Source organism: Kordia sp. E, assembly GCF_056033805.1.
This window is the reverse complement of the sequence record NZ_JBRASR010000001.1, coordinates 67,088-89,335: the sequence shown is the minus strand read 5'-3', so window position 1 is coordinate 89,335 and position 22,248 is coordinate 67,088. Positions and strand designations below refer to the sequence as shown.

22 protein-coding genes are annotated in these 22,248 nt (G+C 32.0%); 15 read left to right on the top strand and 7 right to left on the bottom strand.

Annotated features, from left to right (window positions below; translation table 11 throughout):
• Positions 1–17: 17 nt before the first annotated feature.
• The 7 genes from ACUUYC_RS00430 to ftsY all read left to right on the top strand — a co-directional run bounded on the left by ACUUYC_RS00430 (position 18) and on the right by ftsY (position 4,101).
• On the top strand, positions 18–629 hold the full coding sequence (locus ACUUYC_RS00430) for a fumarylacetoacetate hydrolase family protein (protein ID WP_474262672.1): 612 nt from the start codon (positions 18–20) through the stop codon (positions 627–629).
• Positions 630–632: 3 nt separating this feature from the next.
• Entirely contained in the window at positions 633–971 is a 339-nt protein-coding gene (locus ACUUYC_RS00425; RefSeq protein WP_474262670.1) for an Hpt domain-containing protein, read from the top strand.
• A 3-nt stretch (positions 972–974) separates the two neighbouring features.
• Entirely contained in the window at positions 975–2,231 is a 1,257-nt protein-coding gene (locus tag ACUUYC_RS00420; protein ID WP_474262668.1) for a competence/damage-inducible protein A, read from the top strand.
• Between the two features lie 70 nt (positions 2,232–2,301).
• Positions 2,302–2,538, top strand: coding sequence for a 50S ribosomal protein L28 (gene rpmB / locus ACUUYC_RS00415; protein WP_046757460.1), 237 nt, complete (start codon positions 2,302–2,304; stop codon positions 2,536–2,538).
• Positions 2,539–2,570: 32 nt separating this feature from the next.
• A complete protein-coding gene (rpmG, locus tag ACUUYC_RS00410) occupies positions 2,571–2,753 on the top strand; it encodes a 50S ribosomal protein L33 (RefSeq protein WP_010134999.1) in 183 nt (60 codons plus the stop codon).
• 6 nt (positions 2,754–2,759) lie between these two features.
• Positions 2,760–2,909 carry a DUF4295 domain-containing protein gene (locus tag ACUUYC_RS00405; protein WP_474262666.1) on the top strand — a complete coding sequence of 50 codons (150 nt, stop codon included), beginning with the start codon at positions 2,760–2,762 and terminating at the stop codon, positions 2,907–2,909.
• A gap of 235 nt (positions 2,910–3,144) precedes the next feature.
• Positions 3,145–4,101, top strand: coding sequence for a signal recognition particle-docking protein FtsY (gene ftsY / locus ACUUYC_RS00400; protein ID WP_474262664.1), 957 nt, complete (start codon positions 3,145–3,147; stop codon positions 4,099–4,101).
• A gap of 80 nt (positions 4,102–4,181) precedes the next feature.
• Here ftsY and ACUUYC_RS00395 read toward each other — a convergent pair whose 3' ends face one another.
• Positions 4,182–5,519 carry a fibronectin type III domain-containing protein gene (locus ACUUYC_RS00395; RefSeq protein WP_474262662.1) on the bottom strand — a complete coding sequence of 446 codons (1,338 nt, stop codon included), beginning with the start codon at positions 5,517–5,519 and terminating at the stop codon, positions 4,182–4,184.
• Positions 5,520–5,652: 133 nt separating this feature from the next.
• On the opposite strand from ACUUYC_RS00395, the gene ACUUYC_RS00390 reads away from it, so the two are divergent.
• Entirely contained in the window at positions 5,653–7,296 is a 1,644-nt protein-coding gene (locus ACUUYC_RS00390) for an amidase family protein (RefSeq protein WP_474262660.1), read from the top strand.
• 457 nt (positions 7,297–7,753) lie between these two features.
• On the opposite strand, the gene ACUUYC_RS00385 is transcribed toward ACUUYC_RS00390, so the two are convergent.
• Together ACUUYC_RS00385 and ACUUYC_RS00380 are read right to left on the bottom strand one after the other, a co-directional pair.
• Positions 7,754–7,876 carry a hypothetical protein gene (locus ACUUYC_RS00385; protein ID WP_474262657.1) on the bottom strand — a complete coding sequence of 41 codons (123 nt, stop codon included), beginning with the start codon at positions 7,874–7,876 and terminating at the stop codon, positions 7,754–7,756.
• Between the two features lie 405 nt (positions 7,877–8,281).
• On the bottom strand, positions 8,282–9,382 hold the full coding sequence (locus ACUUYC_RS00380) for a serine hydrolase domain-containing protein (RefSeq protein ID WP_474262654.1): 1,101 nt from the start codon (positions 9,380–9,382) through the stop codon (positions 8,282–8,284).
• A gap of 81 nt (positions 9,383–9,463) precedes the next feature.
• Between ACUUYC_RS00380 and rimO the strand changes: the two genes are divergently transcribed.
• The gene (gene rimO / locus ACUUYC_RS00375) at positions 9,464–10,765 is read left to right on the top strand and encodes a 30S ribosomal protein S12 methylthiotransferase RimO (protein ID WP_474262652.1); all 1,302 of its coding nucleotides are present in this window, start codon (positions 9,464–9,466) and stop codon (positions 10,763–10,765) included.
• A 120-nt stretch (positions 10,766–10,885) separates the two neighbouring features.
• Here rimO and ACUUYC_RS00370 read toward each other — a convergent pair whose 3' ends face one another.
• Complete coding sequence (locus tag ACUUYC_RS00370) at positions 10,886–12,460, bottom strand: T9SS type A sorting domain-containing protein (protein WP_474262649.1); 1,575 nt, start codon at positions 12,458–12,460, stop codon at positions 10,886–10,888.
• A 114-nt stretch (positions 12,461–12,574) separates the two neighbouring features.
• Here ACUUYC_RS00370 and ACUUYC_RS00365 point away from each other — a divergent pair, with 114 nt between their 5' ends.
• Together ACUUYC_RS00365 and ACUUYC_RS00360 are read left to right on the top strand one after the other, a co-directional pair.
• A complete protein-coding gene (locus ACUUYC_RS00365; RefSeq protein WP_474263559.1) occupies positions 12,575–13,171 on the top strand; it encodes an RNA polymerase sigma factor in 597 nt (198 codons plus the stop codon).
• Positions 13,164–13,904 carry a tetratricopeptide repeat protein gene (locus ACUUYC_RS00360; protein WP_474262647.1) on the top strand — a complete coding sequence of 247 codons (741 nt, stop codon included), beginning with the start codon at positions 13,164–13,166 and terminating at the stop codon, positions 13,902–13,904. Before ACUUYC_RS00365 ends, ACUUYC_RS00360 begins: the two co-directional genes overlap by 8 nt.
• On the opposite strand, the gene ACUUYC_RS00355 is transcribed toward ACUUYC_RS00360, so the two are convergent.
• The 3 genes from ACUUYC_RS00355 to ACUUYC_RS00345 all read right to left on the bottom strand — a co-directional run bounded on the left by ACUUYC_RS00355 (position 13,901) and on the right by ACUUYC_RS00345 (position 18,893).
• Positions 13,901–16,831, bottom strand: a complete 2,931-nt coding sequence (locus ACUUYC_RS00355) for a CHAT domain-containing protein (RefSeq protein ID WP_474262645.1) — start codon at positions 16,829–16,831, stop codon at positions 13,901–13,903. The two genes, ACUUYC_RS00360 and ACUUYC_RS00355, sit on opposite strands and share 4 nt — an antisense overlap.
• Before the next feature lie 338 nt (positions 16,832–17,169).
• Complete coding sequence (locus ACUUYC_RS00350; protein WP_474262643.1) at positions 17,170–17,883, bottom strand: LytR/AlgR family response regulator transcription factor; 714 nt, start codon at positions 17,881–17,883, stop codon at positions 17,170–17,172.
• Positions 17,883–18,893 (bottom strand): sensor histidine kinase, encoded by a 1,011-nt coding sequence (locus ACUUYC_RS00345; protein WP_474262641.1) that lies wholly within the window; start codon positions 18,891–18,893, stop codon positions 17,883–17,885. Before ACUUYC_RS00345 ends, ACUUYC_RS00350 begins: the two co-directional genes overlap by 1 nt.
• A gap of 281 nt (positions 18,894–19,174) precedes the next feature.
• On the opposite strand from ACUUYC_RS00345, the gene ACUUYC_RS00340 reads away from it, so the two are divergent.
• The 4 genes from ACUUYC_RS00340 (at position 19,175) to ACUUYC_RS00325 (ending at position 22,241) form a co-directional block, all read left to right on the top strand.
• The gene (locus tag ACUUYC_RS00340; protein WP_474262639.1) at positions 19,175–19,732 is read left to right on the top strand and encodes a PepSY-associated TM helix domain-containing protein; all 558 of its coding nucleotides are present in this window, start codon (positions 19,175–19,177) and stop codon (positions 19,730–19,732) included.
• Positions 19,733–19,790: 58 nt separating this feature from the next.
• Entirely contained in the window at positions 19,791–20,453 is a 663-nt protein-coding gene (locus ACUUYC_RS00335) for a dioxygenase family protein (protein WP_474262637.1), read from the top strand.
• A gap of 624 nt (positions 20,454–21,077) precedes the next feature.
• Positions 21,078–21,359, top strand: coding sequence for a hypothetical protein (locus tag ACUUYC_RS00330; RefSeq protein ID WP_474262635.1), 282 nt, complete (start codon positions 21,078–21,080; stop codon positions 21,357–21,359).
• Positions 21,360–21,548: 189 nt separating this feature from the next.
• Positions 21,549–22,241, top strand: coding sequence for an ABC transporter ATP-binding protein (locus ACUUYC_RS00325; protein WP_474262633.1), 693 nt, complete (start codon positions 21,549–21,551; stop codon positions 22,239–22,241).
• Positions 22,242–22,248 lie beyond the last annotated feature (7 nt).

The following is a 22,248-nucleotide window of genomic DNA, read 5'->3' as shown; positions in this document are numbered from 1 at the left end:
AACCAAAAGATAATAAAATGAAAATAATTTGTATCGGAAGAAACTACGCAAAGCATATTGAAGAACTTGCAAACGAAAAGCCTACAGATCCTGTAATTTTCATGAAATCGGATTCCTCGATATTGTTAAAAAAACAACCGTTCTTTATTCCTGATTTTTCAAAAGAAATTCATCATGAAGTAGAAGTCTTGGTAAAAATTAATAAATTGGGGAAATATATTGATCAAAAGTTTGCGCACAAATATTACAATGAAATCAGTGTAGGGATTGATTTTACTGCACGTGACTTACAATCAAAACTCAAAGAAAAAGGATTGCCTTGGGAAAAAGCAAAAGCATTTGACGGATCGGCAGTCGTAGGACAATGGGTTTCAAAAGATCAATTTGAAAACTTAGACGATCTTAATTTTAGATTAGAAAAAAACAAAGAAATTGTTCAACAGGGAAACACCAAACAAATGCTTTGGAAAATAGACGAACTAATTGCATATGTATCACAATATTTTACGCTAAAAATAGGAGATATCATCTTTACAGGAACGCCAGCAGGTGTAAGCAAAGTAAATGCTGAAGATAGATTAGTAGGATATTTAGAAGAACAACAATTATTTTCAATACTAGTAAAATAAAAAATGGCATACAATTTAGACAAGATACTCGAACTAGGAGATGGAGACAAAGAATTTGTAGAAGCAGTAGTGATTGCTTTTGTGGAAGAAATTCCAACAGATCTCATACGATTCACAAAAGCAGTTGATTCAGGGAACTATAAAGAAACATACCAAGTTAGTCATAAAATAAAACCTAATCTAGATTTGTTAGGAATGGACGAATCATACCAATTAAACCTTCAAATTTTAGACTGGGCTAAAGCCGAAACAAATAGTTCTGATATTAGAAATGCGTACCAAAAAGTATATGCAAAAATTACAAACAATATCACAGCACTAAAAAAAGATTTCAACCTATAACATATGATTGCAGAAATAATTACGATTGGCGATGAAATTCTCATTGGACAAATAGTAGATACTAATTCCGTGTTCATATCGAAAGCATTGAATGAAATCGGAATCTCAGTACATCAAATTACGTCCATACAAGACGATAAGCAACACATTTTAGAAGCGTTAGAAGCTGCAAAAGCAAAAGCTGATCTGGTTTTAATTACTGGAGGTTTGGGTCCCACAAAAGACGATATAACAAAGCATACGCTCTGTGAGTACTTTAATGATGCATTAGTTAAAAATGAAAAAGTACTAGCGCATATTGAAGAATTATTTGCAAAATACATTACTTCTTCAACGATATCTACTATGAATCGTGATCAAGCATTGGTGCCTTCCAAAGCACAAGTTTTAATGAATCATTTTGGAACAGCACCAGGAATGTGGTTAGAAAAAGACAATACAGTTTTTGTGTCAATGCCTGGTGTTCCATACGAAATGCGTGGATTGATGAGCAATTATATCATTCCAAAATTACAAGAAGAATATGAACGTCCTTTCATATACCACAAAACAATACTAACCTATGGAATGGGTGAAAGTAGTATTGCAATGAAAATTGAAGATTGGGAAAACAATCTGCCTAAGGATGTAAAGCTTGCATACTTACCTAATGCTGGAAAAGTTCGTTTGCGTCTAACTGGAAAAGGAACAGATAAAGAACAAATAACCAAAACGGTAGATGATTATGCTGAAAAACTCTATCCAATAATTGGAGATATCATAAAAGGAGAAGAAGGTAAAAGTAATATTGTAACACAAATAGGCGAATTGTTGATTGCTAAAGGTCAAAAATTGGCTGCAGCCGAAAGTTGTACAGGCGGACGCGTTGCTGCACAAATAACCCAAGAATCAGGTGTTTCTGCCTTTTTCAATGGAAGTGCTGTGACATACGCTGTGCAATCCAAAATTGACTTGCTAGGTGTTTCTGAAGATATCATTAATACATATTCTGTTGTAAGTAAAGAAGTGGTAGAACTGATGGCTGCTGGCGCAAAAAAAATCTATCATGCAGATTATGCAATTGCAACAACAGGAAATGCTGGACCAACCAAAGGAAATTCAGATGTGGAAGTTGGAACCGTTTTTATCGGCATCGCAACTCCTAAAGGTGTAATTTCCAAAGAATTTAATTTTGGGCAGCCAAGGGAAAAGGTAGTAAATAAGGCAGTTACGAAAGCTTTTGAAATGTTACTTGAAGAAATTTTAAAAAACAGTAAATAAATATTTGCTGAGAAAATAAAAAAATGTAAATTTGCACCTCGTTTTTGAATAACTTAAAAGTTTAGTACAGATGTCAAGAATTTGTGAATTAACAGGTAAGAAAGCTATGGTAGGGAACAATGTATCCCATGCAATGAATAAGACAAAGCGCAAATTTAATGCGAATCTTACAAAAAAGCGTTTTTATATTCCTGAAGAAGATAAGTGGGTAACCTTAAAGGTATCTACTTCAGCATTAAAAACAATTAATAAAATAGGAATCTCTGCGATGCTTAAACAAGCAAGAGCAAATGGTTTTATCAAATAATATACAGTCATAAAGTATAAATACCAACAGTAATGGCGAAGAAAGGAAATAGAGTTCAAGTGATACTAGAGTGTACAGAGCACAAAGCTTCTGGACAACCGGGAACTTCACGTTATATCACAACTAAGAATAAGAAAAATACTCCGGACAGATTAGAGATTAAGAAATTTAATCCAATCTTAAAGAAAATGACTGTTCACAAAGAAATAAAATAATAAGTCATGGCAAAGAAATCAGTAGCATCCTTACAAACAGGATCAAAAAGGTTAACAAAAGCAATTAAAATGGTAAAATCTCCAAAATCTGGAGCTTACACTTTTGTTGAATCAATCATGTCTCCAGAAAAGGTAAACGATTGGTTAAAGAAATAAGTATATGTTTTATACTATAATAAAAGCTACTTTCGAAAGAGAGTAGCTTTTTGTTTTTGTACTTGAACGAACGATACATATGACAGTTTTTCATGTTTATCAATTAGGCAAGATAATTGACTTACACATAGTATAAAATAGCAATGCAAATAGATGCTAATTTTTGAGTATCTTGTTTTGCAACTTATGCAATCAAATAAATTGCATATAGCACTTAACTATAGTACCACAAATTATGAGTTTTTTTAAAAGAATATTTTCATCAGAAAAAAAGGAAACACTCGATAAAGGTTTAGAGAAATCTAAAACAAGTTTCCTTTCTAAATTGACAAAGGCTGTCGCCGGAAAAAATAAAGTCGATGATGAAGTTTTAGATAATTTAGAAGAAGTATTAGTCAGCAGTGATGTTGGTGTTGATACAACGTTAAAAATTATTGATAGAATAGAAGAAAGAGTTGCCAAAGATAAATACTTAGGAACTGACGAATTGAATAAAATTCTTCGCGAAGAAATTGCAGGATTATTATCCGAAACAAATTCAGGTGAAGAAACAGAATATACTATTCCTGCTGACAAAAAGCCATATGTATTAATGGTAGTTGGTGTAAATGGAGTTGGTAAAACAACAACTATTGGGAAATTAGCATATCAGTTTAATAAACAAGGATTAAAAGTAGTTCTTGGAGCTGCTGATACCTTTAGAGCTGCTGCGATAGATCAATTACAAGTTTGGGCAGACAGAGTTAATGTTCCTTTAGTAAAACAAAGTATGGGAAGTGATCCTGCTTCTGTTGCTTTTGATGCATTACAATCTGGTGTTGCACAAGATGCAGATGTAGTTATTATTGATACTGCCGGAAGATTGCACAACAAAGTAAACCTAATGAAGGAATTGACGAAAGTCAAAAAAGTAATGCAAAAAGTAATTGGCGATGCGCCACACGACGTATTACTAGTTTTAGATGGTTCTACAGGTCAAAACGCCTTTGAGCAAGCAAAACAGTTTACAGCGGCTACAGAAGTGACTACATTAGCTGTTACAAAACTAGACGGAACTGCAAAAGGTGGTGTTGTGATCGGAATCTCTGATCAATTTCAAATTCCAGTAAAATATATTGGAGTTGGGGAAGGAATTGAAGACTTGCAAGTATTCAATAAATACGAATTCGTAGATTCATTCTTTAAGAAGTAATTCACACAAAAACATATAAAAATAAAAAAGCTGCATATTTTAAATATGCAGCTTTTTTTATATTGAATAATTTCTATTGATTAAATTTTTGTCAATCGAATAACAACTTCTGTCATTGGTGCGTTTGTACACATTACACTACTTGTATCTTCAATGAAGCGAATATCTATTGTAGTATCGTCAATCATATTATAAGTAGTTGGTGTGGCTGCGCCTAATCCTAATAAGACATTATCACCTCCACAATTGAAGTTTGTATCTTGATCATTATTTACACTTACTGTACCATCACAATTTAATGTAAAGTTAAATGTCATTGTCGGTTGTGTTCCAGCAACATCTAAGTTTGCTAAGTATTTTACAGTAATACTTCTTTCAGTATCAGAAACAGCTACAATATCAACTGCTACAGGATCACCAAAAACAGGTTCGTCAGTATTTCCAACTTCTTCATATGTATACATTCCTGTATATCCTAAAGAAGGTGTTCCAATGACTCCAGAATTAACCCAAGCACTCGTCGTTGTTGTTCCACAAGAACTTCTAACAACAAATGTGTATAATGTTTCTGGACATAAACCAGTAACTGTATATGTTGAATTGGTTGTCGTAAAAGGAGTTGCAACGTCAGGATTAAATCCTGCGGCTTCTCCATAGCGTACTTCCCAACTTGTTTCACCATTTGAATCCCAATCTAAAACAACAGAATTCTGAGTTGGTGTACTTGTTAAATTTAATGGAGGTAAGCATGTTACAAATCTGAAAGGTCCTGTAAACGAACTAGAGCTTCCTGCTTGACTTCCATCAGTAGCATCATTACAGTTTGCACGAACATAAAATTCATACTCTGTATTTGGCTGTAAATTCATCACTGTATGCGCTGCATTATCACCTGTGGCATATGTAGGCACTTCATCTAAATTGAATCCTACTTGCCCGTATTTAATTTCCCAAGCAATTTCACTTCCACCTGCTACCCAATTAAATGTTGCAGAGGTTTTTGTCAAATTCGTTACTGATAAATCAGTTGGAGCAGGACAAGAAGTACGGAATTGTAAAGGTCCGAACCATTCGTTGCTAGTTAAGCTACAATCAGACTTTACATAGAACTCATAAGAAGTTTGCGGTGTTAGTCCACCAATATTTGCACTTGTTGTTGGCGCATTTACAATAGTTCCTGCATCAGGATCAAATCCTGGGACACCGTAAGAAGCTATCCAAGTTACACCAGTAACAGGCAAACATTCTCCAGCGTCATTAACGCTTCCACACCAATTTAGTCTTGCTGACGTATCAGTAATATTTGAAGTAAAAGATGCTACAACAGGTTGACAGGGTTGTATAATTTCTGGAATTTGTACATCATCCGAACAAGAGAAGACAAGTCCAATTAGTAGAATTAAAACTACCTTTTTCATATAATTTTATTTTCGTTCATGACAAATATATAAAAACAATGATGAGTTTATCATTTAGAAGCTAAAAAAACAAACATTCTAGTAGTTAAACTTTTAGATTGTATATTTATACATTCATAAATAACGAATCAAAATGAAGAAAATTATATTTTTAGCCACTGTATTTCTTTTTATTGCTTGTGGACCAAAAGAACAAGTGCAAAATCCCGAAAAGGAAGAAAGTGACATTTCTGCAATTAGCGCAAAAGAACTAACTGATTTTAAAGTGTTAGATTCTAAAGTGATTGATAGTCAGATGTTTTTGTCGTCTTTGGATGCCGAAATGAAAAGCTTTACGGAAAGCGATTATCAAAAATTAAAGCCGTTTATCTTAGAAAAAAATATCTTAGAATTACATAAAAATAGAACAGCAGGAATCTTTACTTATGAAACACTTGTGAAGTTTTATCTGTACAGAATCAAAAAATATGATCGAAATAATGAATTATCATTAAATTCTATAATTAGTATAAATCCAAATGTAATTGCAGAAGCAAGGCAAAAAGACCAAGAATTTTTTAATAAAAGACTAAAACCACTCATCTTTGGAATGCCAATTCTATTAAAAGATAATGTAAATGCTTCAGGAATGCCTACAACAGCAGGTGCAGTTGCATTAAAAAATAATAATACGGATGATGCGTACATTACAGCTCGACTTAAGCAAAATGGTGCTTTAATTCTTGGAAAAGCAAATTTAAGTGAATGGGCTTACTTTTTCTGTGGCGATTGTCCAAGTGGTTACAGTGCAGTTGGAGGACAAACTTTAAATCCTTACGGAAGGAAAACAATTGATACAGGCGGATCAAGTTCTGGAAGCGGAGTGTCTATTGCAGCAAACTTTGCAGTTGCTGCTGTCGGAACAGAAACTGCGGGTTCCATACTATCACCGGCAAGTCAAAACTCAGTTGTCGGATTAAAACCAACTATCGGATTATTAAGTCGCTCAGGAATTGTGCCAATTTCAAGTACGTTAGACACGCCAGGACCCATGACAAAAAATGTTATTGACAATGCAATTCTGTTAGCAGCACTATATGGATATGACAATACAGATAGTAAAAGTAAATCATTCAAATGGCCAGGAAATTATTATATAAATGGTCTTAAAAATGGAAACCCTTCTATCAAAGGAAAGCGATTTGGAGCTATTAAACGTTTATTGTCAGATACACTATATATAAATGCTGTCAATGTATTAAAAGCACAAGGCGCAATTATTGTAGAAATAGAAGAAGAGAAAGTTGATTTGCCAAAATTTATCAATTTGTTAAATTTAGACATGCAAAAAGATTTGCCTAGCTATTTTAAAAGCCATGTAGGAAAAGATATTTCGTTAGCTTCGGTACAAGATGTAATTGATTTTAATAAAAAAGATTCAATAACGTCAATGCCCTACGGGCAAAAATTATTCTACGGAATTGTAGATGACAAAGCAACGGAAGAAGAATTCTCAAACATGAAAGTAGTTTTACATGACAATGGACAAAAATTCTTTGATATTCCTATGAAAGCACACAATTTAGATGGTATTTTGTCAATAAATAACTATCATGCGGCGTTTGCGGCAGTTGCCGAATATCCAGCGTTGACAGTTCCAATGGGTTACACAAAAAAAGGTGAACCAAAAGGATTAACATTTATTGGAAAACCATTTACAGAAAAAAACTTATTCGAATGGGCACATGTGTATGAGCAAGCTTCTAAAATGCGAAAATCTCCTAAAAACTATAACTAGTAAAATAATTTGGGCGTTTCCATCATAAAAAAAGCATACTTCACATTTTGACTTTGCTCAATGTTTAGTATGCTTTTTTTATGCTCGTCGGGCTATTCGCAGTCGCTTTTCTGTACTGTCATTCCTGCAAAGGCAGGAATCCAAAATCAAAAGAGCTTCAACAATGCTTCTATCCCTAACGCGATTGCTAAATTGAATATCAACCTGAGTTCAATACAAAATTCAATTAAACAAAAGCGTTCTTGATGTGTTACTCATTTTTAACCGTTTGTAGGAGTTTCAACTTTCTTTTTTTCTTTACCACCTATAATTGTGCTTAGAATACTATTATTAAGTTGTTTTCTTGCGAATGCGCTTTGCTTCAAATTATGTTTCTTCATCTTTATTTTTTTAAAATTAATACTATAGCGAATCAGTTTGAGTTTAACGGAACGTTACTTCTCAGATAGTTTCATTTTTAACCGTTTGTAGGAGGAGTGGCTTTTGGTTTTTTCTCTTTACCACCTGTAATAGTATTTGCAATACACATGTTTGTTTGCTTGTTTGCAAATACAACATTCTTTAAACTTCGTTTTTTCATTTTTAATCTGTTTTAAATTAATACTGATACAAATCAAGTCAAAAAAGAGTATTAAAAAAAAGGAAGTAAGCCATGATTATCGAATTGTAGGATCAAAAAAAAAGTATAAAAAATAATTACAAATCAACCTGTTGAATCTCTTTCATAATTCTTCTGATGTTAATCTATTGAAAATGATTCAATAATAAATAACCGAAACTTTAGAAAAAGAAGTGAGTATAAAAGTACTATTTCAACCTGTTGTACATTTTGAATTCAAACATATAAAGAAACGTCAGTTCGAGTGATTTTGAGGCACGAAAAATCGTATCGAGAACATGTTTCGTATAAAAAATTACTATGCTCGATACAAATTTTATTCACTTTCAGTTATAAAATTCACAACAAGTTTTTTTTAGTATAAAACTATTGATTAATCAACAAATTAATATTCTCCCAAAGTTCATTATCAAAATTAGAAAGTGCAAAATTATCACTTTCAGCCGCTTCGCCCATTCGGATAATTACTAAATCTCTACTGGGAACCACATAGATTTTTTGATCATTCTTACCCAAAGCACAATACATGTCTTGCGGAGCATTTGGAATCAATTCTCCGGGAAACTCTAGTTGACTTTGTGGTAAACGATAATTAGATTTCCCATTCAACCACCACAAATAACCATAGGCTTCATTAATATTTTGTGAAGTCGAAGTAGCTTCAGTCAAAAAGGTTGAAGGAACAATCGGAGTTGTATCCCAAGTTCCATTTGCGGAAACTAGTAAACCAAAACGCGCCATACTTCTGGCTGTACTCCAATATACATTGGCGTTTCCTGTTTGAATCCAAGCACCTGTCATGCCAATTCGGTTCTTTAATTTTGTGTTGAAATACGAATCCCAAGTTTGATTACTTGCAGTTGCAATCACATCTTGCATTTTTACAAAAACACCGTGATATGCCCAACGTGTTCCCGCGTCAGCGACATATTGTAAATCATTAGGGGAAATTCCGTTGCCTAAACCATCATCCAAACCAGAAGTCATGGATAACAGATTTTTGCAAGTAATAAGATTTTCTTTTTCTAAAGATGCACTTGTCCAATTCGTGCCAATATAATCTGAAACCTTATTATTGAGATCGATGAGGTTTTCTTCTTGTGCAATTCCAGCGACAGCTGTAGTCAATGTTTTTCCAGCGCTGGCCCAATACCAAGGTGATGTTTCAGTATGTCCATTAAAATAGCGTTCTACAACTATTTTTCCTTTATGAAGTATTATAAAACTTTTAGAATTTTTAGTTTCTAAGAAATCCAACAATGGTTGTAATTGCGTTTCGTTCCATGTCAACTCTGAAATTGAAGTTGTCTCCCAAGTATCTGAATTCAAAGGAGGAAAGTATGTTGAAGGTATTACAGGTGTTTCTAAAGGTGTTTCTTCTTGCGGAATTTCATCAACAGCTTCTGAGGAACAATTCACAAAAAGGAATAAAAAAAAGAGCGGGAATACATAAAATAGTCGGTTCATGTTTCTGATTTTGATATTAAGACCTATAAATGTGTCAAAGGTTTAAATTACGTTGTATCTTTGCCAACTGAATTTTTTGATATGAGAACAAAGACTTTAAAGAAAAATAAGATCAATGTAGTAACACTTGGATGCTCTAAGAATGTGTACGATTCTGAAGTTTTGATGGGACAATTGAAAGCCAACGGGAAAGAAGTTGCACATGAAGAAGAAGGAAATATTGTTGTAATCAATACATGTGGATTCATCAATAATGCAAAAGAAGAAAGTGTAAATACTATTTTGGATTATGTTCAGAAGAAAGAAGAAGGAGTTGTTGATAAAGTCTTTGTAACAGGTTGTTTAAGCGAACGCTACAAGCCAGATTTAGAATCTGAAATTCCAGATGTTGATCAGTATTTTGGAACATCTGATTTGCCACGTTTGTTAAAAGCACTTGGCGCAGACTACAAACATGAATTGATTGGTGAACGAATTACAACAACACCAAAAAACTATGCATATCTTAAAATTGCTGAAGGTTGTGATCGTCCATGTTCATTTTGTGCAATTCCTTTGATGAGAGGAAAACATAAATCGAAACCAATTGAGCATTTAGTGACTGAAACTGAAAAGTTAGCTGCAAAAGGAGTTAAAGAATTAATTTTAATTGCTCAAGATTTAACGTATTACGGATTAGATTTATACAAAAAACGTAATCTAGCAGAATTGCTAAAAGAATTAGTAAAAGTAGAAGGAATTGAGTGGATTCGTTTACATTATGCATTTCCAGCAGGTTTTCCAATGGACGTGTTAGACGTGATGAATGAAGAACCGAAAGTTTGTAACTACTTAGATATTCCATTACAACACATTGCAGATGATATTTTAAAGTCAATGCGTCGTGGAACCAATCAAGCAAAAACTACAAAACTATTAAAACAATTTAGAGCTGCAGTTCCAGAAATGACAATCAGAACGACTTTAATTGTTGGATATCCTGGAGAAACAGAAGAGCATTTTCAAACATTAAAAAAGTGGGTTGAAGAAATGCGTTTTGAACGTTTAGGATGTTTTACTTATTCGCACGAAGAAAACACACATGCATACAATTTAGAAGATGATGTTCTAGAAGATGTGAAGCAAGATCGCGCAAACCAAATCATGGAAATTCAATCACAAATTTCTTGGGAATTGAATCAACAAAAAATTGGTCAAACATTCAAATGTATCATTGATCGTAAAGAAGGAAACTACTTTGTTGGTCGTACTGAGTTTGATTCTCCAGATGTTGATAACGAAGTTTTAATTGATGCGGCAAAATTCTACGTAAAGCAAGGTGAATTTGTTGATGTAAAGATTACAGAGGCAGCAGATTTTGATTTATATGCTGAACCAGTTTAATACTAAAAAAGCAGTAATCAAATTTTAGTTAATTTAATTACTACTTTTTTATTCTTAGAAGAAATATATAGGAAGCCTAATTCATTTTTTTCTAGTTTAGAACATTTAAATAAGGTTTAATTAGTTAATAATTAGTTTCTTAGTATTGATTCCTTTAGTTGTTTTTATCGTAATGATATATAAGCCAGTTGCATAGTTTCTTATAGGAATTTCTATTTGTTCTACTGTGTTTTTATACTGAAAGGATTCAATTAAAACACCATTCATAGAATGTATAGTAATGATCTCAAAAACACTATTGTTATGAGCTGTAAGCGTAAGATTTTCTGAATTTTTTATTGGATTAGGAAATAAATTTATTTGAGGAGTTTCATCAAAATTTTCAACGCTTAATGTAGGATCTAAATATTCGAATAATTCAAACCCTGAAACACCATCAGTTCCGCCCATGTATAATGCTGGACCAGCAGTAACAGTAAGTTCTTTTGGTTCTCCAGACCCTGCTCCAGCATCTAATTCTATTTTAGATAATGTTCCGTCATAACTATAGAGTTCTTTACCTGTAGCTAATTCACCAGCAGTAAAGTATAATTTATCGCCCATTTCAACAAGCTCTAAAGGTCCACTTGGTCCTGTAGGATTCACATCTATTTTAGTAACCATTCCTGTGGTAGTATCAAATTTGTATAACTCTCTGTCTCCGCTAATTTCGGCAGGAACAAAAATATCAGTACCTACTTTTAGATAATTTCCAGGGAAAATAGCAGGAAAACTAGAGCCTGAAGGATTGATATCTATTTTTGAAAGCGTACTACTTCCTGGATCATATTCATACATTTCTGCATCACCAAGATCATCAGCTGTAAAATATAAAACTCCATCGGCATTGTATAAAGCAAAAGGAGAACTAGAACCTGTTGCGCTTACTTCAATTTCAGTTGCTATTGACATGGCTGTGTCGTACACAAAAAGCTCTTTATCGCCAGTAGTTCCTTCAGCATTAAAATAAAGATCGTCACCAACTGTTGTAAGTTCATTTGGGTCACTTGAACCAGCAGGATTAATGTCAACTTTTGTAAGTGTCATTCCATCGAATTTATATAATTCTTCATCGCCAGCTACCGTCGCAACAAAAAAGACAAATCCGCCAGCAAAAGTATATTCTTCAGGATCTCCACTTCCAGTAGGATCTGTATCAATTTTAACAGGAGTTGTTCCGCTAAGGAAAAAAGCTTCCTTGTCACCAGCAACAGTTGCTGTAAAAAAGAGTATTCCACCAGCATTGGTGAGTCTAAACGGCATGCTAGAACCTGAAGGATCTACGTCTATTTTTGTTAACATTCCTACTGCATCAAATAGATATAGTTCTCGATCACCAGAAGCATCTTCAGCAGAGAAATACACATCGCCGCCAACATTTGTAAATTCTGCAGGAATGCTAGATCCGCTAGGATTTACATCTATTTTCATGGCAGTTGGTCCAACCATTGGATCAAAAACATGAGGTTCATCATCACCAGAAGCATCAACAGCAGCAAAAAACACAGCGCTTCCTACTGCTTCAAAATCTGTAGCAAAACTAGAGCCAGGACCTGCTACAATGTCAATTGGAGTAAGTTGAGAAAATGAAGTTTGAAACGATAGCATTGTACTAATAATCAAGATAGATTGTAATTTGAGTAATTGTATTTTCATAGTAGTATTGTTTGGTTTATATGACTTTGTCAATCTAAAAGGGTTCTTTGTAACCTCTTTTTTAATATTTTTTTGATATTTTTATTACATATCCTATAATTCAATTGACTAACTATTAAAACTACTACTACAGATAAAGAACTTTTAAAGCTATTACTTGCAGGTAAAACTGCTCGTGATAAGGCATTAGAGACTATATATAACGGTAATAAGAACAAAATTTATTCTTATGTTATATCTAATAAAGGAAGCAAGGTTGAAGCGAAAGATATTTATCAAGAAACGATTATAGCTTTTTATGAAAATGTGAGAGATGGAAAATTTAATGGGGAAAGAAGTGCTATAGGTACATATGTATATGCAATTGCAAAATTTAAATGGTTGAATCAATTGAAAAGAAAAGGCGCCATTAACGAATTTCATCAAAAAATAGAGTTGCCTGACAACTTTGTTGAAAGCCCTTTGTCTGAGTTAATTCACAAAGAACAGAAAGATTTGGTTTTAGACGTATTAGCGCAATTGGGAGATACTTGTAAAAGTCTCTTAGTAGAAAGTATCTATCACAATAAAACAATGAAAGAGATTGTTGCTGAAACTAGTTTTAGTAATGAGCAAATAGCACGTAATAAGAAGTATAAATGTATGAAGCAATTAAAAAAGTTAATTGCAAAAAATCCTCATCTAGTTAAAATTTTAAAGTTTAATGGATAATATAGAAGAGTTAATAGACCGTTATTTATCTAAATCAATGACAGCAATTGAAGTGAAAGACTTTGAAGACTTACTGAAAGTTGATAAGACTTTACATGCCGAATATTTAAAAAGTATAGCTGCACGCAAATTTATTGAAGAAGCAGGAAGACTTGAATTGAGAGAGAAATTTGATGTTTTTGATAGTGAAGAGCAAATTAGTGAAAAAACAATTATTCCGTTATGGTTTAAAAAGACAATGGGAATAGCTGCCGTTTTTATTGTCGTCTTCGGATTGTATCAGGTTGTGTTTAATAGTACTATTTCAACCGATGAGGTTTTTGAATCGTATTTCGAAACGTATAAAACGCCATCAGTTGAGAGAAATTCAGGAACTACTTTACATACTAATTTGCAATCGGCTATGAACGCTTATGAAGCAAAAGACTATGAAAAAGCACTTGTGTTTTTTACTAAAGCGGAAGGTGAATCAAATTATGTAACGAGTTTTTACAAAGGAGTAAGTTATCTATCTTCAATAAAGCCTGACTACACCCAAGCTTTACTAAACTTCGAAATTGTTTTGCAAAATGATAACGATTACAATCAGCAAGCACTTTGGTATAAAGGGTTAACATTATTAAAGTTGAAAGAAACCGATAAAGCTATAAAAGTGTTTCAGGAAATAAAAGAAACTACATCTTATAATCATGCAAAAGCTGCGAAAATACTAGCTGAGAATATTGAAAATTAAGCGGAAATGCTACGCTTTTTCTTATTTCTGACCGCAACTAAAACGAATAGAAATATCATGAACGCGCCTAAAATATAAAATATAATATTTGAAGATTTTGAAAGAGCTTCTGTGCTTCCTGTTAACTTATAACTACTCCAATAATATGGCGGCAACACTTCTGGTGTAGCAGAATTTAGATATGCTATTTTAGCTTGTTGTAGTGCAATATCTTTGTTTTTTCCTTTCTTTAATTGATCTAAAAATAATTGTGTCAGTTTTGAAGAAGCTTCATCATCTACGGTCCATAAAGTAGAAATTAATGACTTGCTTCCTGCATATTGAAATGCACGTTCCAAGCTTAAAATACCTTCTCCTTTTTGCAGTTTTCCTGTAGCTGTATTGCAAGCACTTAAAATTACCAATTGCGCCGGAATTGTAAGATTGTAGATTTCATACGTATGTAACAAACCATCGTCTTTTTCGGAAGAATTGAAATATAGTTTTGATAATAAAGGTTCTGTGTCTTCAACATCTCCGTGCATTGCCAAATGTAATATTCCTGCTTTACTCACGATAGATTTCATGGTGCCTTCTGTAGCAGAATTTCCAGAATAATGTTTGCCATCTAACAATTTTGAAGCATAACTTACTTCTTCTTGATTGTAAGCTAGTTTCGCTAATTTTTGTCTTGAAGCTGTATAATTTTGATCTGAATAATCGGGCGCAAACCCAATATAATCTTGTTCACTATTGGCATTGTTTGTTGCTAGTTTTATGGAAGCCGATGGACTATAAGAAGTAGCAAAAGACTTTATCAAATATGGAAGGGCTTTGTAATCTCTAGTGTCTTTAGTGTGAGATTTAGTAAGCAGACTCTCAAAAGGAATATAAGCCAACAATCCATCAGGAATAATGATAAGATTGTCTATTGTTTCTGCATTCAAAATCTCTGGGAATAGTAACTTTTCATAAAGTGCATATGATGTATTGCAATATGAATTGAAAGCGGCTGTAGGATGTTCTGTAAACTCTTTTTTAGATCTGATTAGGTTGAAAAAAAATGTGACTTCATCAGTAAGTTTTTTTGCGTTTGAGATTTTCCGAACAGAAATATCTTGGTCAGTTACAAAGAAAACATAAACATTGTTTGTTCCTGTAAAGTAAGAAACTAAAGCAGTTTTATCATTTAAGAGTGTTTGTTGAATCTCTTTTAAAGAACTGGTTTTTACATCATATTTTAATTTATAATATTCAGGGTATTTCGTTTTAATTGAATTGACAAGAATGTCATACGAATTTTGTTTTTCATCTAATTCAGTATGCCAAAGTTCAACTATTTTTCCTCTGCGTTCTGCACAACGATTTTCTTCATTTGCAATTTTCCCTGTAATTTGAGTGATGTCTTTTTTGAGTGCTGTTTCTTGTTTAATAATATCCTCAGGAACTTTAGAAAAAGAAGTAATGTCTTGTTCTTGAATAACAGATAATAGTAGTAATGCTTTATTCTTTTCAGAAAACTGGAATGCTTTTTCTAAATAAATTTTGTCTTTTGTGAGTTTATGTAATTGTATCGCAGTAGCAATGCTTTCTTCAATAACGGAAGAAACATGATTGGTCCAAAACAATTTTGAAGCATCAGACGATTGCTTATTTTTCATATCATCCAACACATCTACAACAAGTGTTTGTGTGTCAAAGGCAGCTTCTAAGTCTTTTAAATCAGAGTTTTTATCATATAGCTTTCTGAATAAATTAGCTTTCGCGATCAAAGATTCTAAGAGATAATGATGTGATTGAAACGTCATATCTAACGTAGGATTCTCATACCGAGAAGTTGAATCCATTTCTTTGACAAGAATATCAATAGCAACTTGATAACTGTCTAAAGCAGCTTCAATATTTCCAGAAGATCCAATAGCTCTGGCAACAAAATTTTGACATGCTCCAGTAACTACATGATTTTTTCCAAATGTCTTTTTTCGCCATTCATACGCATCATTATAATAGGTCATTGCTTCGCTGTAGTTTCCTTTATTCAATAAACTATCTGCTTGATTAATGTATGATTTGCTAATATCTTTGTCTGTGTTTTTTTGATCTAATGTTGCTAAATCAAAGTACTTCAGTGCATTTTTTTTATCTCCCAATTCCCAATACATATCGCCCATTGCTTCATTTAAATACCGCATATACCTAAAATCTGGAGCATATACTTTGTGCCAAACTTTGTGTGCTTCTACATAATGATCAACGGCTTTTTGATAGGCTAATTTCCCGTAATACATGTTTCCAATATGGTAATTAGATTTTGCAATATTCATGTGATCAGGACTATAAGCAGTACTTAAAAGAGCTAGTTCACGTTGGTAAAAAGAAAGTGCTTTGTCATAATCGGCAAGTATACTATACATATTACCAAGAGCCATTAAAATTGCAGACTTATAGTGGACAGATGTATCACCTACAATTGCCAAACCTTTTTGTAGATAATCAATAGCAGTATACGTATCTCCAACCTTGTCGGTAACTAAGAATTTAGAAAAAAAGTAACGTACTTTATTCAAGGAATCTAATTGATCAAAGTCAATTTTAGCAATGCTCTTTTCATATTTTTCATCTTTTCTTACCGTTGCATAGCTCTCAGCAATTAAGATTTCCTGATCTGTAGAAGGGACAATGTTTTTATCTTTAAAAATCTTACGGGCTTTGCGCATTGCTCTATATGCCGTCTTTTTTTTAGACCTATTTCTATAAAGTTTATATTCCCATATCGCAAGTGCTATTTGCTCTTTGTCAGAGAGTGCATCACAGGTATATAATTGTGTGATAATATTTAAAGCATCTGTATACTGACCTTTGAGTGTTAAAGCTTCAACATTCTTCAATTCAATCTCTATATCACATGTTTGAGCAGAAACACTATTGATTAATAAAAAAAGAAACATGAAGTACTTCATATTGAAAATGAGTTGTTTAAGTCTCTTAAATTTAAGAAATAAAAAGGATATTATGATGACTAAAACTAGTTATTCTTTAAGAAGAAATGAATAGATAGATTTTAAGTTGTGAGATTTTAGTATTGAGTATTGAGAAGCGTTATGAAATTAGTAATACTAAATGTTGAATTTTAAACGTGAAAATATTCTTGAATAACCATAACAGATAAATAAATTAACGAATCAACTGATTCACAAAAAAACATTGAGCGTAGCGAAATAAAAGAAGAGTCAACCAATAAAGGAATCCAGTCAGAAGGTTTCTATTAAATTTTTACTTTCTAATATTAAGCTCTCATTTTTTTAATAAATCCTTCTTTAAAAGCCCTTCCAATAGGAATTTTTTGTTCAGTCTCAGAAATAAAAATTTGATTACTAGAGACTTTTGAAACATAATTACTATTCACAATATATGACTTATGTGTTTGCAAAAAATGGTCGTTAAGTTTTTCTAACCATTGTTTTAATGAATCGGAACTTACTATTTTCTTGCCTTTTGTTACTACTTCTGTGTAATCAGAATCTGAGTGAATATACATAATATCATCACTTTTAATTTTAATTAAATCATAACCTGACTTAATTAAAAATGTCTGTGTAACAGGCGTTTTAGCGATTTCTTTATAAGTTTCTTGTGTTTGAGATGCAGCTTTGCTGTTTGCTTTCGCAATAGCCTTTACAAATCGTTGAAAAGAAAACGGCTTCAATAAATAATCTACTACATTATACTCATAACTTTCAATGGCGTAATCTGAAAATGCAGTAGTTAAAATTATTTTAGGAGAATTTTGTAGTGTTTTTAAAAAATCAATTCCAGATATTTTTGGCAAATGAATATCTAAAAATACAATGTCAATGCTATTCTGTTGCAAATACGGGATGGCTTCTAATGCATTATTAAATGTATGCATTAACTCTAACGAACCTAAATCGGCAATATATTTTTGTAAAATTCTTTGCGCAGGCGGTTGGTCCTCAATAATTATACAAGTTTTTAGCATTATACAGGTTCTTTTAATTGCATTGTAAGTGATACATCATATACAGAATTAGTCGTGTTAACAGTAAGATTATGATTGTTTGGATACAAAATCTCTAATCTTTTTTTAACATTATCAAGTCCAATACCATGCGATAAATTATCATTGTTACTCATTGTTGAAAAACTATTTACACAAGAAAACGCTAACAAACCACTTGAGTTGACATTTACATCTATACCAATATTTATATTTTCACTTTGACTAGCAGCACTATGTTTAAAAGCATTTTCAACAAAAACACTCAATATTAAAGGCGCAATAACAAACTTATCTGATGCAACATTTTTATTAAAACTAATCTTTCCTCGATCTTCTATTTGTAATTCGTTAAGTGCTGTAAAATTCTGTAAATGTTTTATTTCTTTATGTAAAGGCACAAAATCTTCTTTACAATCGTATAGCATATATCTTAAAACCGAAGATAATTCTAAAATTATTGAAGGTGTTTTGCTTGAATTTTCTATTGCATAAGAATACAAATTATTCAGGTTGTTAAATAGAAAATGAGGATTAATTTGAGATTTTAAAAATCGTAGTTCACTATCTCTTATAACATTTTGTAACTCTTCAAGTTTTTGTTGTTTTTTCCAAGAATCCCACGCAAGTTTAAAACCTACCATCATAAATAAATAGGGTAAAATACTGAATAGTGTATAGAAAATATTTGAAACATATTTTCCTCTGTCACCACCAACAACAATAGGTTCTAATACATATTCTTCAACTATAAATACTGTGACTAAAGTAATTAAAATCAAAACCCAAAACTGCCATAATTTTTTAGTGTAAAAAAAGTTTGGCAGTAAAACATAATTGATAACAGCTGCTATACCTACGTAGAATGAAAAAAAGATAAAATCATAAAATTGAATACCACCATGCTTGTCTAAAGCGAACATTAAAAAAAGTACGCCAGACAAAATAATTTGATATATAAATTCTTTGAGTTTAGATTGTGGTATAATCATGCTACAAAAATACATTTTGTATTTAATTACTTAGTAGTGAAACCACTAAACTGCATTTATTTCACCTTAAACAACTTAAGTTTAAGGGTTAACTGCTAATATGAATAATAAAGGTCTAATTTGGTCGTTTATAGATTTCTTTTTTCTAGTCAATAAAACTATATCATTTTTGTGAAAACAATATGAATTGTGAAAGAATCTAGTAATGTTTTTATCTTATTTCCTGTAATATAGTAACGCAACAACAATCATTAAATTAGAATTGAATAAACAATAATAAAATGAACAAAAAAGAAAGAGCCATACTAAATAGAAGTCTACACAGAGATATCAGTTATTTCTTTGTAGGATTAATTTTAGCCTTTTCAATTTCAGGAATAGCCTTAAATCACAGAACAGATTTTGATCCTCAAGAATACACGGTAAAAATAGAAAGTTTTAAAATTGATTTACCTAGTGATGCATCACTAATTACAGAAGATTTTTTTAAAAAAGAAGCGAAGAATATATCTCCTGAAGAATTTAGAGGACATAGAATGCGTGGTGAAGAAGCACGATTATATTTTGAAGATGCTTTTGCTTCTGTAAACTTAAAAACAGGCGAAGGAGAAATAGAATATGTAAAAACTATTCCTGTGCTTGGACAAATGACCATTCTACACAAAACAACCAATGTGTGGTGGATATGGTTCTCTGATATATTTGGCGTTGCAATGCTTTGTATTGCCATTACTGGAATGTTTATCTCTAAAGGAAAAAATAGTTTTAAAAAACGAGGTTGGTGGTTGGCAACCATAGGCCTAATTTTTCCTTTTATCTTTTTATTCTTGATTAGATAAAAACACGTACGATACAGTATAATTTAAACTATTTATTAATAAAGTAAAGACTAAAAAAATGAAAAATAAAAGTAATGTAAGTCGAAAAGATTTTTTGCAAAAACTTGGCTTAGGAGTAGTTGCAGTTCCTTTAACAATATTTGGAATTTCATCATTTAAAAAAGTAGAAGAAAAAATAGTAAAAGAAGAAGATTGTGGATTAACGGACTGGGCAACAGAAGGACCGTTTTATGTAAAAAACACCAAAGAAAGTGTAAACATTAATTTCACCAACTTACCAGGAAATACAATGAAAGTAACTGGAACAGTTTATAGTGGAACTGAAAAGTCGAATCCTATATCAAATGCTAAAATTGAGATATGGCATGCAGACAAAGATGGCATATATCATCCAACTGGAGATGGAGATATTACAAATTATAAACAATCAGAAATTAAATTAAGAGGCTTTGTTATCACAGATAAAGACGGGCATTATTCGTTTCATAGTATTGAGCCAGGTTTGTACTCTGGAAGACGTAGACACATACACTATAAAATTTCTGCAAAAAACCATGAAAACATAACTACACAAAGTTATTGGTTAAGTGAAAAAGGAGCAAAACGTGAAAGAATTGATAGAACAGACAGAAACACGGAAGATTGTAGATATATAGATTTTAAAAATAGCAAAAATGGTATTGCAGGCACGTTCAATATTCATCTTAAACCTAATGAATAAGCTTGCTGCTGGAAATTGAGATGAGTTCAATTATACTTTTTAATAGCTTTATTCTCTAATAATCAAAGACAGTATATTTGAAGATAATTGAGATACTACTATTGTTGTGTGTTTGAAGTAAAAAAGGACAATGTTTTTATCTTTAAAAATGTTTCGAGCTTAGCACAGCGCGTCAATGAAATTACCTATGAGAATTAAAGCTTCAACATTCTTCAAGAAAATACCTAATAGATGAATTTTAGATTGTAAGATTTTAGTAGTGAATATTGAGAAATGCTATGAAATTATAAATGCTAAATGCTAAATGTTGAATTTTAAATGCAAAAATATTCTTGAATAGCAATAACAGCTAAACGAATAAACAAATTAACAGAAAAGCATACTTTTTAAGACCTAAAAAAACATTGAGCAAACCGAAAAAAATCTAAAAGCACTTCAGCGTGACCCAACAGCGTTCACAGTGAGCGAAGTCGAAGTGAAGCGATCTAAAATAAACAACTATTACAGCAACATAGTTGCATTTAAAAAAAATACCTAGTATTATTGCAACTTAATCGCAATTAAGCAAAAGTATTGGAGCGAATAAAAAAAACAATAAGCTTTCTTTTTTTGATGATCATTTTCATGAATCATCTATTCGCTGTTTTTCATGCTTTTGAACATAAAAATGCTGTATACGATACTACTTCTAATGCCCTAAATTTTCATGAGGGAGTTGATCTTTCAACTAGTTGTTTCTATTGTGATACGTATTTGAATTTAGATTATACACAACAGGAATTTTTATCATATTCATTAATTGCTCCCGATTTTATTTCAGAACGTTTTCTTGAGAAAGAAAAACAACTACTTTCCTCAATAGTATACAGGAAAAAATCAAGGTCTCCACCTTCTTACAATTCATAGTTTACAAAACATATTTTATTACCCAATAGTAATTAGAAAAGATATTTTTAGTCAAAATATCGCATATCTATCTATTAGTATATGCTTTTGTAATACTTGAATTTATTTTGATTTTAAGGATGTTCCTTAAAGCCTTTCTTAATTCTTGAGAAAAGACACCACACAATTTTAAACTTTAAACAATCTTGTATGTTACAAGCAAACAAGCTGTGTATGCGTTATGACGATACATTGGCGATCAAAGATTTAAGTTTTACTGTAGCTCCCGGAGAAATTTTTTGTCTATTAGGGCAAAATGGAGCTGGTAAAACGACGACTATCAATATTTTTTTAGGATTAATAAAACCTACTTCTGGAGAAGCATTAATCAATGATCATTCAGTGACAAAAAATAAATCTACAAGAAATCTAATTGCATACATTCCTGAAGTTGTTCAGCTATATGGTAATTTATCTGGTTTAGAAAACTTAGACTTTTTTAGCCGATTAGCAGGTTTTAAATATACCAAAGAAGAACTTGAAGACTTTCTAAAATGTGCAAATTTACAAGCAAATGCATATCAAAAAAAGTTAGATACATACTCCAAAGGAATGCGTCAAAAAGTGGGCATCGCTATCGCATTGGCAAAAGATGCTTCCTATATACTTATGGACGAACCTACTTCAGGTTTAGACCCAAAAGCTTCTGTAGAATTTGCAGAAGTATGCAAAGACTTATCTGCTAACGGTGTTGGTATTTTAATGGCAACACATGATATTTTTAATGCTGTCAATATAGGTTCAAAGATAGGAATCATGCGAGAAGGAACACTCGTTCATACTACAGAAACATCAAAAATCTCTGCACAACAACTTCAAGAATTATATATAAAAACAATTTAATAAACTC